The organism is Kosakonia sacchari SP1, from assembly GCF_000300455.3.
GTDB classification, from domain to species: Bacteria; Pseudomonadota; Gammaproteobacteria; order Enterobacterales; family Enterobacteriaceae; genus Kosakonia; species Kosakonia sacchari.
Genome location: NZ_CP007215.2, coordinates 4,563,354 through 4,578,107 on the forward strand (window position 1 = coordinate 4,563,354; position 14,754 = coordinate 4,578,107).

Consider the following 14,754-nt stretch of genomic DNA (forward strand, 5'->3'; position numbering starts at 1 on the left):
ACATTCAACGTGGGCTGACTATGGAGCATCGATTCAGCGGGCGAATCCTCCACCCCCCTGGTTTTTTGTGGGGGAGGAGGCGGGAGGATGAGAACAACGCCTCTGCCCCCCGGATGGGCGGGTGGCGGGCATTTTCGTGATGGGCTCTGCAAAAATCAGCGCTTTTTTATGTGCGCTCACACACATAATGCAAATCTCTGTAACAGAGATCACACAAATCGCCCCAGGGGCGTAGGGTCAAGGAGGATGAGAAGCGCTTGTCAAAAAAGGAGACTAATCCCGTCGAACTACCTTGAGCGTATCCACGAGCACATCACCTAAAGGACGGGATATATGAAAATCAAAACAGGCGCACGCATCCTCGCTTTGTCCGCAGTGGCGACGATGATGTTTTCCGCCTCTGCCCTCGCCAAAATCGAAGAAGGTAAGCTGGTCATTTGGATCAACGGCGACAAAGGCTATAACGGCCTTGCCGAAGTGGGTAAGAAATTTGAGAAAGACACCGGCATTAAAGTTACCGTAGAACACCCGGATAAACTGGAAGAGAAATTCCCGCAGGTTGCTGCAACCGGCGACGGCCCGGACATTATTTTCTGGGCGCACGACCGCTTTGGCGGCTATGCGCAATCCGGTCTGCTGGCGGAAGTCACCCCGGATAAAGCCTTCCAGGACAAGCTGTTCCCCTTCACCTGGGACGCCGTACGCTACAACGGTAAGCTGATTGCCTACCCGATTGCTGTCGAATCCTTATCGCTGATTTACAACAAAGATCTCGTGCCGAACCCGCCGAAAACCTGGGAAGAGATCCCGGCGCTGGATAAACAGCTGAAAGCGAAAGGTAAGAGCGCGTTGATGTTCAACCTGCAAGAACCGTACTTCACCTGGCCACTGATTGCCGCCGATGGCGGTTACGCCTTCAAGTTTGAAAACGGTAAATATGACGTGAAAGATGTCGGCGTCGACAACGCAGGCGCGAAAGCCGGTCTCGGTTTCCTCGTGAAGCTGATTAAAGACAAACACATGAATGCCGACACGGATTACTCGATTGCAGAAGCGGCGTTTAACAAAGGTGAAACCGCGATGACCATCAATGGTCCGTGGGCGTGGGCCAACATTGATAAGAGCAAAATCAACTACGGCGTCGCGCTGTTGCCAACCTTTAAAGGTAAGCCTTCTAAACCGTTCGTTGGCGTGCTGAGCGCAGGCATCAACGCCGCCAGCCCGAACAAAGAGCTGGCGAAAGAGTTCCTCGAAAACTACCTGCTGACCGATCAAGGCCTGGCAGACGTTAACAAGGACAAACCGCTGGGTGCGGTCGCGCTGAAATCCTATCAGGATCAGTTGGCGAAAGACCCGCGCATCGCCGCGACAATGGATAACGCGAAAACCGGCGAAATTATGCCGAACATCCCGCAAATGGCTGCCTTCTGGTACGCCACACGCACTGCGGTTATCAACGCCGTTAGCGATCGCCAGACCGTCGACGCCGCGCTGAAAGACGCCCAGGGTCGTATTACCAAGTAAAAATGTGAATGCCTTATCCCCGGATGGGGATAAGGCGAATTGGACATGTTGTATACGCGGCATCCTTCGCGCGCATCACGGCGGCAACGATGTGTACCCCGGAGTGCTTACAAAAGTAAGCGACCAGCGTGCGCAACCGCAGCCAACAACGCGGCAGCGTGAAGGGTGTCGAGTAGAGAGGAAATCCCCATGGATGTAAGAAGAAAACGCCACTGGTGGCAAAGCCCGCAACTCGCATGGGCGGCCATCACCGTTGTTGGCCTGTTGGTGGCTTACCTTGTCGTTATGATGTATGCCCAGGGGGAATACCTTTTCGCCATTACCACGCTCGTCCTCAGCTCGGCGGGCCTCTATATTTTCGCCAATCGCAAGGCATACGCCTGGCGCTATGTTTACCCCGGCGTGGCCGGTATGGGGCTGTTTGTCCTGTTCCCGCTGATTTGTACCATCGCCATCGCGTTTACCAACTACAGCAGCACTAACCAACTCACCCAGGAGCGCGCGCAGCAGGTGCTGCTCGACCGTTCCTACCAGGCAGGCAAAGCGTATAACTTTGGGCTTTACCCGGAAGGTGACGCGTGGCGACTGGCGCTGACCGACGGCGACAGCGGCAAAAATTACGTTTCCGATGCGTTCAAACCCGGCGGCGAGCAGCAACTGACCTTAAAAGAGGCTGACGCCCTGCCCGCTGGCGAGCGCGCCAATCTGCGCATCATCACGCAAAACCGCCAGGCGCTGAACCAGCTGACCGCACTCCTGCCGGATGGCAGCAAAGTGGCGATGAGTTCGCTGCGCCAGTTCTCCGGTACGCGCCCGCTGTATCAGCTTGAGCAGGACGGCACGCTGGCCAACAACCAGAGCGGCGCGAAATACCGCCCGAACAATGAAATCGGCTACTTCCAGGTGATTAACGCCGATGGCAGTTGGGGCAGCGAAAAGCTCAGCCCCGGCTATACCGTGACCATCGGCTGGGATAACTTCACGCGCGTCTTTACCGATGAAGGCATTCAAAAACCGTTTATTGAGATCTTTATCTGGACGGTGGTGTTTTCGGTGCTGACCGTGGTGCTGACCGTTGCTGTCGGCATGGTGCTGGCCTGCGTCGTACAGTGGGAGTCCCTGAAAGGCAAAGCGATTTATCGCGTGCTGTTAATCCTGCCGTATGCCGTACCATCGTTTATCTCAATTTTGATCTTCAAGGGGCTGTTTAACCAGAGTTTTGGCGAGATCAATATGATGCTGAGCGCGCTGTTTGGCATTAAACCGGCCTGGTTTAGCGATCCCACCACCGCGCGTTCAATGATCGTGATCGTCAACACCTGGCTCGGTTATCCGTACATGATGATCCTGTGCATGGGGCTGTTGAAAGCGATCCCTGACGATCTGTATGAAGCCTCGGCCATGGACGGTGCCGGGCCGCTGCAAAACTTTTTCCGCATCACCTTTCCGCTGCTGATCAAGCCGCTGACGCCGCTGATGATCGCCAGCTTCGCGTTTAACTTTAACAACTTCGTGCTGATCCAACTGCTGACCAATGGTGGCCCGGATCGCATCGGCACCACCACGCCGGCCGGTTATACCGACTTGCTGGTGAGCTACACCTATCGCATCGCCTTTGAAGGCGGCGGTGGTCAGGACTTTGGGCTCGCTGCCGCTATCGCCACGCTGATTTTCCTGCTGGTAGGTGCGTTGGCTATCGTCAACCTGAAAGCTACGCGCATGAAATTCGATTAAGGAGGACGAAAATTATGGCTATGGTGCAGGCGAAATCGCAAAAGCTGCGGCTGTTTATCACCCATTTGTTACTGCTGGTGTTTATTGCCGCGATTATGTTTCCACTGCTGATGGTGGTCGCCATTTCGCTGCGTGAAGGTAACTTCGCTACCGGCAGTTTGATTCCGGAAAATATTTCGTGGGAACACTGGCGCCTCGCGCTGGGCTTTAGCGTCGAACACGCCGATGGCCGCGTCACACCGCCGCCGTTCCCGGTGCTGCTGTGGCTGTGGAACTCGGTGAAAATCGCCGTGATCACCGCAGTCGGCATTGTGGCGCTCTCCACCACTTCTGCGTACGCCTTTGCCCGTATGCGTTTTCGCGGCAAAGCGACATTGCTGAAAGGGATGCTGATTTTCCAGATGTTCCCGGCGGTGCTGTCGCTGGTGGCGCTGTACGCATTGTTTGACCGGCTCGGCCAGTACGTGCCATTTATCGGCCTGAATACGCACGGCGGGGTGATCTTCGCTTATATGGGCGGGATCGCGCTGCATGTGTGGACGATCAAAGGTTATTTCGAAACAATCGACGGTTCGCTGGAAGAGGCCGCCTCGCTGGATGGCGCAACACCGTGGCAAGCGTTCCGTTTGGTGCTGCTGCCGCTGTCGGTGCCGATTCTGGCGGTAGTGTTTATTCTGTCATTTATCGCCGCCATTACCGAAGTACCGGTTGCCTCGTTGCTGCTACGCGATGTCAACAGTTACACGCTGGCGGTCGGGATGCAGCAATATCTCAACCCGCAAAACTACCTGTGGGGCGATTTTGCCGCGGCGGCGGTGCTGTCCGCGATCCCAATTACAGTTGTCTTCCTGCTTGCGCAGCGTTGGCTGGTTAACGGCCTGACCGCAGGCGGTGTGAAAGGTTAATTTTCATTGTTGTTATTACGCCCTACATATTTCGGATGAGAGCACGGCGGCAACTGCATGAATCCCCGGTCACTGACTGTAGTCAGTGACCGGGGTGATTAAAGGAAGCCAACACAGCGATCACTCGAAAGATGACCGGCGTTGCCACTGCACCCTCAACTTGTATCACCCAACTTGTGAAGTCATTGGCGATCCTCGGATCGCCCTTTTTTTATTCGCGCCTCAGCCGTTGCGAGTTACACAACCACAGCGTGATGACCAGCAACAGGATCGCCGCCGAGTAGATCAGTACGTCCATTGGCGACTGGTGATCGACAATGATCAACCGCACAATCGCGGTAATGCCGATGTAGATAAAGTAGCGCAGCGGGAAGTGAAACCCGGACTGAAAGTACTTCACAATCAGGGCGATAAATTCGAAATAGAGAAAGTAAACCACCAGCCCTTCCACCAGCTCATATTTGCTGGTTTGCACCGGCGCGAACAGCACATCGGCCAGATGCAGTGTCTCTTTGCCCAAAAAGACAATCAAAATCAGACCGAGGCTCAACAGACCAAGATTCAGCACGGTCTGCAATATGGTCGAAATAAACTCAACGCGAGGACGAGTTAGCGATGTCATAGCGGCACCTCATTGCTGGTGAACAACACTTTGTATATCGCAAAAATGTGATCTGGATCTACATTATTTGCTTATATTTTGTGACACCGCGTGATGACATGTTGCACAGACATGTCCACGCAGGAGACGAAAAAGAGCATGCTTATCGTACGTAAGGCTGAAATCGCGGACGCCGCGTTACTGAGTGAAATGGGCTACGCCAGTTATCGCCATCATTTTGCCCCTCTGTGGCGCGAACCGGCCGAACTGGAGGCATTTCTCAGCCAGGAGTATTCCCCGGTAGTAATCGAACAGAGCCTGCAAAGCGAAGCGGGCGGCTGGTTTATCGCGCAGAATACGGCACCTGTCGGTTTCGCCAAAGTCTCCTGGCACAGCGCGGTCGACGAACATGGCCCGGTGGGTACGCTGCTGCATAAACTCTATCTGTTACCGGGCGAAACGGGGAAAGGCTACGGCGAGCGACTGCTGGCAGAAATAGAACGCCTGGCGCAACAGCGCGGAGAGAGGTTTATCTGGCTGGAAGTGCTGGACGCCAACCCAAACGCGCAGCGCTTTTATCTTCGCCAGGGATTCACGCATCTCAAAGACACAACATTCAGTACCGCGTCGCAGCAAAGTACGCTGCATATTCTGGGCAAATCGCTTTAAGGAGGGATGATGACAAGCGCCTCTTTGCGCCAAACCGCCGTACGCAATGTGACCTGCGGCGACAATGTGGTGATTTATGAACCCGCCAATTTATACGACTGCACACTGGCGGACGATGTGTTTGTCGGCCCGTTTGTCGAAATTCAGGGGCACACCCAGGTCGGTAAAGGTTCGAAAATCCAGTCCCACAGCTTTATTTGCGAATATGTCACCATTGGTGAGCGCTGCTTTATCGGTCACGGCGTAATGTTTGCCAACGATATGTTTCGTGATGGCAAACCAGACCCGGACAGCAACAACTGGGGGCGCATCGTGATTGGTAATGACGTGTCGATTGGCAGCGGCGCAACGATTCTGGCAGTGACCATTACCGATGGTTGCGTGATAGGCGCGGGCAGCGTGGTGACCAAATCGATCAGCGAGAAAGGAGTGTATGCGGGAAATCCTGCGCGGTTGTTGCGCCGGTTATGAATGCCACTTTCTCTCCCCCAAACGGGGAGAGAAATATGGCTGATGGTGAAAACAGGCAGGCCTTGCGGCAGTTCTCTCCCCAAACGGGGAGAGAAAAGGTTTACTGGAAGTTGACCGTCTTATCGTTGGTCATGTTGTAAAGCTCGAACTTACGGCCCAGCATCTGACCACCATCACGCGTCAGCGGTGTCCAGCCAATTCCAGCGCGGCTGCGGGTCGGGCCGGTGCTGAACAGATCCAGCGGAACCGAAATGTAGACCCCTTTGGTGAAGTCCCCTTCCCCGTACTGCGCGGCTGAAACGTTGGTTTTGGTGGCATACGCACCCACCACAATCCCGCTGTCAAAGTGCTTCGACACATCCAGCGTGACACCTTTATCGCCCGCCAGATATTGCCCCACACTCGCTTTCACCAGCACATTTTCGGCGAACCACGGCGTCCAGTAAGCGGTGAAGTGGCCGGTCTTCACGCTGTAATCGGTGAACTTCATCATGTCCTGCGCACTGCGCCAGTCACGCTGTTTCACGTAGTTGCCATCAATGCCAAACGCCCAGTGGCTATCAACCGGACGCCACAACAGCTCGGCACCAGCACCACCGTACATGGTTTCCAGATACCCGGCATACACCTGGCCATAGAAGTTATTGCCCAGGTACTGGAAGTAGTTCGCCTGCATGTTGTTGATGTAAACATCGTTCTGCACATATTCACGCACGCGGGTACGCACACGCGGCAGCGCTGAATCTCTCGGCGGGTTGGTGTAGTTAAACTTGTCGTAGTTATTGGTCAGGTTGCCAAACAGACTACCGGTGGTCAGAAGGTGATCTGTTAACCACCAGTCGGCGGTGGCCATCACGCCAAGCTGATACATGTAGAAAGCTTCCGGCCCGCCGAATGACTGGTTAAGCACCGGATCGATGTGGAAATCGAACGAGGATTTATCGATATACCAACCCTGCTCTGGTTTGTCCGGCACGATCGGCGTTTCGCGTTTTTGCACCAGTTCCGTATCCTGCCCCAGCGGTTCACCTTCAAGGTGGCGCTTCAGGCTGGCAACATCCGTCTCGGTGGTGACAACCGGCATATTGAGACGGTTTTCCGTCACGCGAATCGTGCGAATGCCATCCGGCAAGTCATTCATCACAATGCGATTCGCGCGCTCAACACCTTCCTGGGTATTGCGGTATTTCACCTGCTCGCCGGTGACATACAGCGTGTCACCTTTCACCTGAATTTGTGGATCGGTAAGCCCGGCGTTGTATTTCAGTAAGGTCAACTGATTCGCCACCACCGAATGCTGGAGGATTGCATCTTGCGGCTGCGGCTGATATTTCGGCCGGGCGTTGTCGATATAGGATGGGCGCAGGTTGTTGAAGTTGTTACGCAGGGTAAAGCCGAACATCCAGGTATTCCCGCGCTCATAGCTCAGGTTTATGTCCGCCCAGTCGGTGACGCGATAAATCGCGCCGACGTTGACCTTGCTGCGCTGCGGCAGCTTACCGGCGAAGTCCTGCTGGTAGTTGTTCCCTTCATACTCCAGTTTTAAGCGCAGCGGGTTCCATGGCGTCTGGTACTCCACCCCGCCAAACAACGCGGTCGGGCCACGGAACATCTGGCTGGTATCCGTCGAGCCTGCGGCTTTGTAACGGGTGTCGCGCGTACAATACTTCTCGTCGTAAGAGCAGAGCGGGTTTTTGATGTTGCCGCTGGTGCCAAGGTAGCCCCAACCGATACCCAGCGAGAAATCGAACGGCCCCCAGGCTTTGCTCGCCACCAGATATTCGCCATCGAACAGCCCGGTACCGCCAATATCGCGCGCCCCTACGGAAACTTCCGGCAGCCAGTAACCTTCTTGCCACAGGCGCAGTTTCAAATCGAAGGCTTTATCTTTATAGGACTGATTGCCAGAGAAGGCTTCTACCGTACTGTATTTCCGCGTGCGCACATCGGTGTAGCGCAGCGTCGTTTCCAGCCACGGGAAGAGCTGCACCGAACCGGAGTAGTAGCGGTATTGATTGTTATCGCGGTAGTTAAAACTCAATTCGCCTTCGGGCGCCATACGCGCAGTGGGCGTTTGCAGCAGACCGACGCCGCCGAAATCCGACTGCGAGGGGCCAATCGGGTCCGGGTACGATTCTGCGTGACAGGCGGCGCTAATCCCCAGCGCCAACAGGCTAATGACAAACGATTTTTTCATTATTATTCCGGTATCCGATGCGTCAGGGACTGAAGAATGTCGGCATTCAGCTCGTCATACTCGTTGCTCCACAAACCCGGTGCGAAACCGACAAAAATCACGCTGCCGGGCATCGGCTCCACGTGGCGTCGGTTCCAGTAGCCAACCGGTACCTTTTGTGTTTTGCCGTTGGGGTAAATCACCCAGGCATAGCTGCGTTCCGCGCCGCTCAGCAGGCTCATCTCATCCAGATAGCTCACCACATCGCGTTCGGGCGTAAACACTTTTTTGCCTGGGCTGCTGATAAGCCCAACCACAGTGATGGTGGTTGGCTGCTTGCCCACCCATAAGGTGTATTGCCCCTGTAAAGGGCGGTTGGCGAGGCGATGGGTACGCAGGTAATCCGGGTCCAGCTCGACAATTTGCCGACCCGTCACTTTCATGGCCTGCAATTGCTGGCGTAAGGCGTTAATGGCTGCGGCGCTGTTGCCACTCTCATCGGCGGCAAGGGCGCTAAGCCGCGCAAGAAGTGCCTGATGGCGCGCCTGCTCGGCAACTGTCGCCTGGCGTTCACTCACCACCGCGCCGGGCCACCAGCTATTCGCCAGACGCGGTTGCCCTACCAGATCCACCAGATACTCGGCGTTGGTGAGGGTTTTCGGTTTGCTGTCGCCTTCCATATAGACATCCACCGTGCCGACAGCGAACGCCACAGGAGAAGCAAGGCAGGCCAGGAGCGGAAGAAGAGCACGTTTTTTCATTATTTCGCCGCCTTAATCAGGGTGGTTTTCACCGGGAACCAGTCCGCGCCAAGGTACTGCTCGGATTGCCGGATAACCCCTTGATCATCCACCCAATAGCGGTTGCGCCAGCGTTTCTGGTCGGTCGTTACCTCTTCTTCAAGAATGCGCACAGCCGTTACGTCGCTCGCCAGTTTCACCGTGTCGGAGCCATTCCAGTGGAAGACAGAACGGGCGGTGGCGTAGCGCACCTGCTTGTGTTCTGTCCAGCCCATTAAGCGCGTCCAGCTCGCGCCATCAACAACCTGGTTCGGTTTTGCCAGTGGATCTGCCGCCAGGTTATTCACATCCAGCAGGTTGTCGCCAGGCAGATGCGTTTTCACGATGCGATAGTTTTGCGTGACGATGGTGGACTGATCCTGCGTCACCCATTTCTGCTGCCCGTTTTCGGCGAAAGCGAGCACCACAAACAGTTGTGGGCCGTTGTTGAGCTGCATGTACTGGCTGGCGTAGGGCATATTGAGGATTTCTTCATCCGTGAGCTGTACGCCCGGCGTGCCAAATACGCTATTCCAGAGTGAATTCCCGAGGCCTTTGATGGGGCCTGAACATGCCTGAAGGAGCAGGCAAATCAAGATGATACCAGGTCGCTTCACGACTCTTCTCCGAAAGGGGCGGAATAACCACACCGAAGTGTGGTTATAGTTAATGTACCCGCTATTACTGGGTACTTGTGGTCGTGGTGGTCGTGGTTCCCGTGTTGGAGCCATCACCGCCACCGGTTGCCGCCAGCGCGACACCCACCGCGGACCCTACGGTGCTAACGCTCGTTGCTGCGGAGCTACCCGCAGAAACAGAGGTCGCTGCCGACCCTGCCGCTTCACCGATTTGCACCGGTGCAGCAAAAGCAGAAGTCGCCGCAAGCGCGGATATGGCAAAAATGCCATACAGGACTTTTTTCATATCAATTTCCCTTCATTGAATGAATGGAGATTTACCTGAAAGAATTCAGGCGATATCGAGTATACACAACTAAAGCAGAGGGTTTACGCATCGGGAAATAGCGGGGAACGTTTTCGGAAAATTGGTATCCGGCATTTAAAAAGAGAAGATAAAATGAAAAATTTGATATATTTCAAATAATTAAATAATGACAAAATATTGACACAATAAGGCTAGTCCTAAAATTTATAGCAACCGATTATCTGCCTGTCGCGTTTTTCAGATAAACCTGATGATAGATATAGAAACAGCGAACCAGGAATCTCCCCGTAATTTAACTTTAAAATATCGATATCGGAATTGCTTATATATATCGGGCGAAATCCTCGCGCAATATAACCTCGCAGGAATAAATATAATCGGTAAAAAAAAGCGCCGCCGAAGCGACGCTTATGTGGTTTAACCGCGCCAGGATTTATAGCGGTTGATCAGACCATTGGTTGAGCTGTCGTGGCTGGAGATGGATTTGTCATCGCCCAGCTCAGGCAGAATGCGGTTCGCCAGCTGTTTACCCAGCTCCACGCCCCACTGATCGAAAGTGAAGATATTGAGGATTGCGCCCTGGGTGAAGATTTTGTGCTCGTACAGCGCAATCAGCGCACCCAGGCTAAACGGGGTGATTTCACGCAGCAGAATAGAGTTAGTCGGGCGGTTACCTTCAAACACTTTGAACGGCACGACGTGATTGAGCGTTGCCGGATCTTTACCCTGATCGCGATATTCCTGCTCAACCACCTCGCGGGATTTACCGAACGCCAGCGCTTCGGTCTGCGCAAAGAAGTTGGACAGCAGTTTCTGGTGGTGATCGGAAAGCGCGTTATGGGTGATAGCCGGCGCGATGAAATCACACGGAACCATTTTGGTGCCCTGGTGAATCAGCTGATAGAACGCGTGCTGACCGTTGGTGCCCGGCTCACCCCAAATAATTGGACCCGTCTGGTAATCCACCGCGTTGCCGTTACGGTCAACGTATTTACCGTTGGACTCCATGTTGCCCTGCTGGAAGTAAGCGGCAAAACGGTGCATGTACTGGTCGTACGGCAGAATCGCTTCGGTTTCAGCGCCGAAGAAGTTGTTGTACCAGATACCGATCAGCGCCAGCAGCACCGGCAGGTTTTTATCAAGCTCAGTGGTGGAGAAGTGCTTGTCCATCGCGTGCGCGCCGGAGAGTAGCTCAACAAAGTTGTCGTAACCGACGGAGAGGATGATAGACAGGCCAATCGCCGACCACAGAGAGTAGCGGCCACCGACCCAATCCCAGAATTCAAACATGTTAGCGGTGTCGATGCCAAACTCGCCGACCGCTTTCGCGTTGGTGGAGAGCGCCGCGAAGTGTTTCGCCACGTGTTTGTTGTCACCGGCGGTTTTCAGGAACCAGTCGCGCGCGCTGTGGGCGTTGGTCATGGTTTCCTGGGTGGTGAAGGTTTTAGAGGCTACCAGGAACAGCGTGGTTTCCGGGTTCACTTTTTTCAGCACTTCGGCGATATGCGTACCATCGACGTTAGAGACGAAATGCATGTTCAGGTGGTTTTTGTACGGACGCAGCGCTTCGGTCACCATGAACGGGCCGAGGTCGGAACCGCCGATACCGATGTTCACCACGTCGGTGATCGGTTTACCGGTGTAACCTTTCCAGCTACCTGAGATGATCGCTTCAGAGAAGGCTTTCATCTTCTCCAGCACCGCGTTCACTTCCGGCATTACATCTTTGCCATCCACCACAATCGGCGTATTGCTACGGTTACGCAGCGCGACATGCAGCACGGCGCGATCTTCGGTGCGGTTGATTTTTTCACCGGAGAACATGGATTTGATCGCCCCCGCCAGATCGGTCTCTTTGGCCAGTGCCAGCAGTTTGTCCAGCGTCTCTTGCGTGATGCGGTTTTTGGAGAAATCCACCAGCATCAGGTCGTCGAAGGTTGCGGAGAATTTGCTAAAGCGGTCGCCCTCTTTCGCGAACAGATCCGCGATAGTGACGTCCTTCATGTCAGCGTAGTGTTTCTGTAATGCCTGCCAGGCAGATGTCTGCGTTGGATTGATGTTTTTCATAGCAATACTCTTCTGATTTGAGAATTGTGACTGCCGTCGATTGTAGCGCCTGCCAGCGAAAATTGTGATGGTTTTTGTGCCGGCTCGCCGTACACGCGGGCGAATAACGACCAAAAATCGCCGAATTTGAGCACAACATAAGTCATTTTACTGACGACCAATGCAGCATGAAAAATCCGCATAATCCCGGCGTTGACAGCATGCCCGCTAACCCTTTATTTATAAACGTACTACCCGCGCATGCGCGGGTTTGTATTACCAGAGTTTTTCGCGTTAGCACATCTCCGGGAGCTTACACAAGTAAGTGACCGGGGTAAGTGAAGGCGGCCAACGCCGCTGCAGCGTGAAAAGCGAAGGTAAACATTGCCAGAAGAGGCGCGTTACCCAGGCACACGGTGTTCGAAGCGCCAGGCTGATGAAAACACCTGAGGGGGAGTAACGCCGAGATAACAAAACGCCTGGCAGCGTGCGTTATCGGCTACAGGGGCTGAATCCCCTGGGTTGTCACCAGAAGCGTTCGCAGTCGAACGTTTCATGTCCGCAGACATTATTGAAAGCGGGCAGACAAGGTGGAGCACTTCTGGGGAAATCGTAGCTGTTTATCGCTCTGCGCCCACCCCGTTTTTCGCTCTTTCCTTGTGCCATGGCTGAATAGAGAATCCCCTGACACGAGGTTGTTATGACTAGTTTCGTTGTCGCCAAATTTGGCGGCACCAGCGTTGCCGATTTTGATGCCATGAACCGCAGTGCGGACGTGGTGCTTTCCGACACCAGCGTTCGTCTGGTGGTGCTTTCCGCTTCCGCAGGCGTAACCAATCTGCTGGTTGCGCTGGCCGAAGGGCTGGAAGCCAGCGAGCGTTTCGTCAAGCTCGACGCTATCCGCAAAATTCAGTTCGATATTCTGGAACGCCTGGCTAACCCGGCGGTGATCCGCGAAGAGATTGAGCGCCTGCTGGAAAATATCACCACGCTTGCCGAAGCCGCATCGCTGGCGACATCCACCGCGCTGACCGACGAATTAGTCAGCCACGGCGAACTGATGTCGACGCTGCTGTTTGTGGAAGTGCTGCGCGAACGCAGCGTACAGGCGCAGTGGTTTGATGTGCGCAAAGTGATGCGTACCAGCGACCGTTTTGGCCGCGCTGAGCCGGATGTCGCTGCGCTGGCGGAACTTGCCGGGCAGCAACTCGCGCCGCGCCTTAATGAAGGGTTAGTAATCACCCAAGGCTTTATCGGTAGCGAAGCCAAAGGCCGTACCACCACACTCGGTCGCGGCGGCAGCGATTATACCGCCGCGCTGTTAGGTGAAGCGCTGCACGCTTCCCGCGTGGATATCTGGACCGATGTCCCAGGCATTTACACCACCGACCCGCGCGTGGTGCCCGCCGCGAAACGCATTGATGAGATAGCCTTTGAAGAAGCGGCAGAGATGGCGACTTTCGGCGCGAAAGTGCTGCACCCCGCCACGCTGTTGCCCGCAGTACGCAGCGACATTCCGGTTTTTGTCGGCTCCAGCAGAGATCCGAAAGCCGGTGGCACGCTGGTGTGTAATAACACCAGCAACCCGCCGCTGTTCCGCGCACTGGCGCTGCGCCGCAAGCAGACCCTGCTCACGCTGCACAGCCTGAACATGCTGCACTCACGCGGTTTTCTTGCCGAAGTGTTTGGCATCCTGGCGCGTCACAATATCTCGGTTGATTTGATAACCACCTCAGAAGTGAGCGTGGCGCTGACGCTGGACACCACCGGTTCAACGTCAACCGGCGACACCTTATTAACCCAGGCTCTGCTGACCGAGCTTTCTTCTCTGTGCCGGGTGGAAGTGGAAGAAGATTTAGCGCTGGTGGCGATTATCGGCAACGATTTGTCGAAAGCCTGCGGCGTGGGTAAAGAGGTGTTTGGCGTGCTGGATCCGTTTAATATCCGCATGATTTGCTATGGCGCATCCAGCCATAACCTCTGTTTCCTTGTGCCCGGAAAAGAGGCCGAACAAGTGGTGCAAAAACTGCATCACAACTTGTTTGAGTAATTCCTCCCGTGTGCGGATGAGAGCAAAAAGCCCGGTAAATTACCGGGCTTTTTTCTTATGACATCACCGTCTGGAACAGCAACGCGTCGAGATCGCTGACCTTACCGCTACGGCTTTCCGGCAGCGCATCGGCGATTTCGCCGCGCGCCAGTTCATCGCCGATAAACGCATGCAGCAGCGGACGTTGCGCACCGTACTGTGCTTCACCGGCCCGCTGTTTTAACGCCAGCAACTCATCGATTTCTGCCCGTAATGGCGCGTCGAGGCAGCTGCCTGCCAGCAACGTCGCGAAACGCATTGGCGGCATCCCTTTGCCCGCCTCTATCCAGCGCACCGCCAGCAGTGGACGTAGCACATAAAAGTATTTTTTCAGCCGTACCTCTTCACCCTGCAAATAGCCACGAAAGTTCTTTTTCGCCATCGAATAGTAGTGCCAGCGCGCTCTGACTGGCGAAAACCAGTGCGGCACCTGCACGCGCAACGCGGCGAGCGTGGCGTCATCCTGCTGGTAGACGATCGGCGAATCTAACCATTCGATTAAGGCCGGGTTAGCGCTTTTCAGCAACCCCAGCGCTTTGCGCCACTCCCACCCGCAAACGTCCAGTTCATCGTCTATCGGCAGTTCGATGACATCACGCTGCGGCTCGACGCGCAGATACCAGTCCGGTTGATGCACATACAAAAAGCGCACATCGTAATCGCTGTCCGGCGAAGCAAAACCCCAGCCGCGGCTACCGGACTCGCAGGCGTAAAGCACCTTCACGCCATAGGTTTGTTCCACATCGTGTAACACCTGCCGCACACGCCCGCGCATGGCGACATCAACGCCTAAAGGTTCCATTATGACTATCCTT

General features: G+C 54.9%; 13 protein-coding genes and 1 riboswitch. Of the genes, 6 read left to right on the top strand and 7 right to left on the bottom strand.

What is annotated here, in order from left to right:
* The first annotated feature begins 333 nt into the window (after positions 1-333).
* The 3 genes from malE to malG all read left to right on the top strand — a co-directional run bounded on the left by malE (position 334) and on the right by malG (position 4,163).
* On the top strand, positions 334-1,524 hold the full coding sequence (gene malE, locus C813_RS44535; RefSeq protein WP_017459429.1) for a maltose/maltodextrin ABC transporter substrate-binding protein MalE: 1,191 nt from the start codon (positions 334-336) through the stop codon (positions 1,522-1,524).
* Between the two features lie 189 nt (positions 1,525-1,713).
* Positions 1,714-3,258: a maltose ABC transporter permease MalF gene (malF, locus tag C813_RS44540; protein ID WP_017459428.1), complete on the top strand. Its 1,545-nt coding sequence runs from the start codon at positions 1,714-1,716 to the stop codon at positions 3,256-3,258.
* A 14-nt stretch (positions 3,259-3,272) separates the two neighbouring features.
* Positions 3,273-4,163: a maltose ABC transporter permease MalG gene (gene malG / locus C813_RS44545; RefSeq protein ID WP_017459427.1), complete on the top strand. Its 891-nt coding sequence runs from the start codon at positions 3,273-3,275 to the stop codon at positions 4,161-4,163.
* 211 nt (positions 4,164-4,374) lie between these two features.
* On the opposite strand, the gene psiE is transcribed toward malG, so the two are convergent.
* On the bottom strand, positions 4,375-4,785 hold the full coding sequence (psiE, locus tag C813_RS44550) for a phosphate-starvation-inducible protein PsiE (protein WP_017459426.1): 411 nt from the start codon (positions 4,783-4,785) through the stop codon (positions 4,375-4,377).
* Between the two features lie 138 nt (positions 4,786-4,923).
* On the opposite strand from psiE, the gene C813_RS44555 reads away from it, so the two are divergent.
* Positions 4,924-5,433 (top strand): GNAT family N-acetyltransferase, encoded by a 510-nt coding sequence (locus C813_RS44555; RefSeq protein ID WP_017459425.1) that lies wholly within the window; start codon positions 4,924-4,926, stop codon positions 5,431-5,433.
* Positions 5,434-5,442: 9 nt separating this feature from the next.
* Positions 5,443-5,904, top strand: a complete 462-nt coding sequence (locus C813_RS44560) for an acyltransferase (RefSeq protein ID WP_017459424.1) — start codon at positions 5,443-5,445, stop codon at positions 5,902-5,904.
* Positions 5,905-6,004: 100 nt separating this feature from the next.
* Here the strand turns inward: C813_RS44560 and C813_RS44565 are convergent, their stop codons facing one another.
* From C813_RS44565 to pgi, 5 genes are all read right to left on the bottom strand, one after another.
* Entirely contained in the window at positions 6,005-8,101 is a 2,097-nt protein-coding gene (locus C813_RS44565; RefSeq protein WP_017459423.1) for a YjbH domain-containing protein, read from the bottom strand.
* Positions 8,102-8,103: 2 nt separating this feature from the next.
* Positions 8,104-8,841 carry a capsule biosynthesis GfcC family protein gene (locus tag C813_RS44570; RefSeq protein ID WP_017459422.1) on the bottom strand — a complete coding sequence of 246 codons (738 nt, stop codon included), beginning with the start codon at positions 8,839-8,841 and terminating at the stop codon, positions 8,104-8,106.
* Positions 8,841-9,476 (bottom strand): YjbF family lipoprotein, encoded by a 636-nt coding sequence (locus C813_RS44575; protein WP_017459421.1) that lies wholly within the window; start codon positions 9,474-9,476, stop codon positions 8,841-8,843. The genes C813_RS44570 and C813_RS44575 overlap by 1 nt, the downstream gene beginning before the upstream one ends.
* A gap of 64 nt (positions 9,477-9,540) precedes the next feature.
* Positions 9,541-9,783 (bottom strand): exopolysaccharide production protein YjbE, encoded by a 243-nt coding sequence (gene yjbE / locus C813_RS44580; protein WP_007372406.1) that lies wholly within the window; start codon positions 9,781-9,783, stop codon positions 9,541-9,543.
* A 438-nt stretch (positions 9,784-10,221) separates the two neighbouring features.
* Positions 10,222-11,871, bottom strand: a complete 1,650-nt coding sequence (pgi, locus tag C813_RS44585; RefSeq protein WP_017459420.1) for a glucose-6-phosphate isomerase — start codon at positions 11,869-11,871, stop codon at positions 10,222-10,224.
* Between the two features lie 362 nt (positions 11,872-12,233).
* Positions 12,234-12,459, top strand: a riboswitch (Lysine riboswitch).
* 91 nt (positions 12,460-12,550) lie between these two features.
* Here pgi and lysC point away from each other — a divergent pair.
* Complete coding sequence (gene lysC / locus C813_RS44590) at positions 12,551-13,900, top strand: lysine-sensitive aspartokinase 3 (protein WP_017459419.1); 1,350 nt, start codon at positions 12,551-12,553, stop codon at positions 13,898-13,900.
* Between the two features lie 55 nt (positions 13,901-13,955).
* Here the strand turns inward: lysC and C813_RS44595 are convergent, their stop codons facing one another.
* Positions 13,956-14,741 (bottom strand): nucleotidyltransferase domain-containing protein, encoded by a 786-nt coding sequence (locus C813_RS44595; RefSeq protein ID WP_017459418.1) that lies wholly within the window; start codon positions 14,739-14,741, stop codon positions 13,956-13,958.
* Between the last annotated feature and the right edge of the window lie 13 nt (positions 14,742-14,754).

Excerpts from the sequence above, each read along its gene's own strand:
- pgi (WP_017459420.1), bottom strand. The coding sequence starts at position 11,871 with ATGAAAAACATCAATCCAACGCAGACATCTGCCTGGCAGGCATTACAG.
- malG (WP_017459427.1), top strand. The coding sequence starts at position 3,273 with ATGGCTATGGTGCAGGCGAAATCGCAAAAGCTGCGGCTGTTTATCACC.
- C813_RS44555 (WP_017459425.1), top strand. The coding sequence starts at position 4,924 with ATGCTTATCGTACGTAAGGCTGAAATCGCGGACGCCGCGTTACTGAGT.
- malE (WP_017459429.1), top strand. The coding sequence starts at position 334 with ATGAAAATCAAAACAGGCGCACGCATCCTCGCTTTGTCCGCAGTGGCG.
- malF (WP_017459428.1), top strand. The coding sequence starts at position 1,714 with ATGGATGTAAGAAGAAAACGCCACTGGTGGCAAAGCCCGCAACTCGCA.
- lysC (WP_017459419.1), top strand. The coding sequence starts at position 12,551 with ATGACTAGTTTCGTTGTCGCCAAATTTGGCGGCACCAGCGTTGCCGAT.
- C813_RS44565 (WP_017459423.1), bottom strand. The coding sequence starts at position 8,101 with ATGAAAAAATCGTTTGTCATTAGCCTGTTGGCGCTGGGGATTAGCGCC.
- C813_RS44560 (WP_017459424.1), top strand. The coding sequence starts at position 5,443 with ATGACAAGCGCCTCTTTGCGCCAAACCGCCGTACGCAATGTGACCTGC.
- psiE (WP_017459426.1), bottom strand. The coding sequence starts at position 4,785 with ATGACATCGCTAACTCGTCCTCGCGTTGAGTTTATTTCGACCATATTG.
- yjbE (WP_007372406.1), bottom strand. The coding sequence starts at position 9,783 with ATGAAAAAAGTCCTGTATGGCATTTTTGCCATATCCGCGCTTGCGGCG.
- C813_RS44570 (WP_017459422.1), bottom strand. The coding sequence starts at position 8,841 with ATGAAAAAACGTGCTCTTCTTCCGCTCCTGGCCTGCCTTGCTTCTCCT.
- C813_RS44595 (WP_017459418.1), bottom strand. The coding sequence starts at position 14,741 with ATGGAACCTTTAGGCGTTGATGTCGCCATGCGCGGGCGTGTGCGGCAG.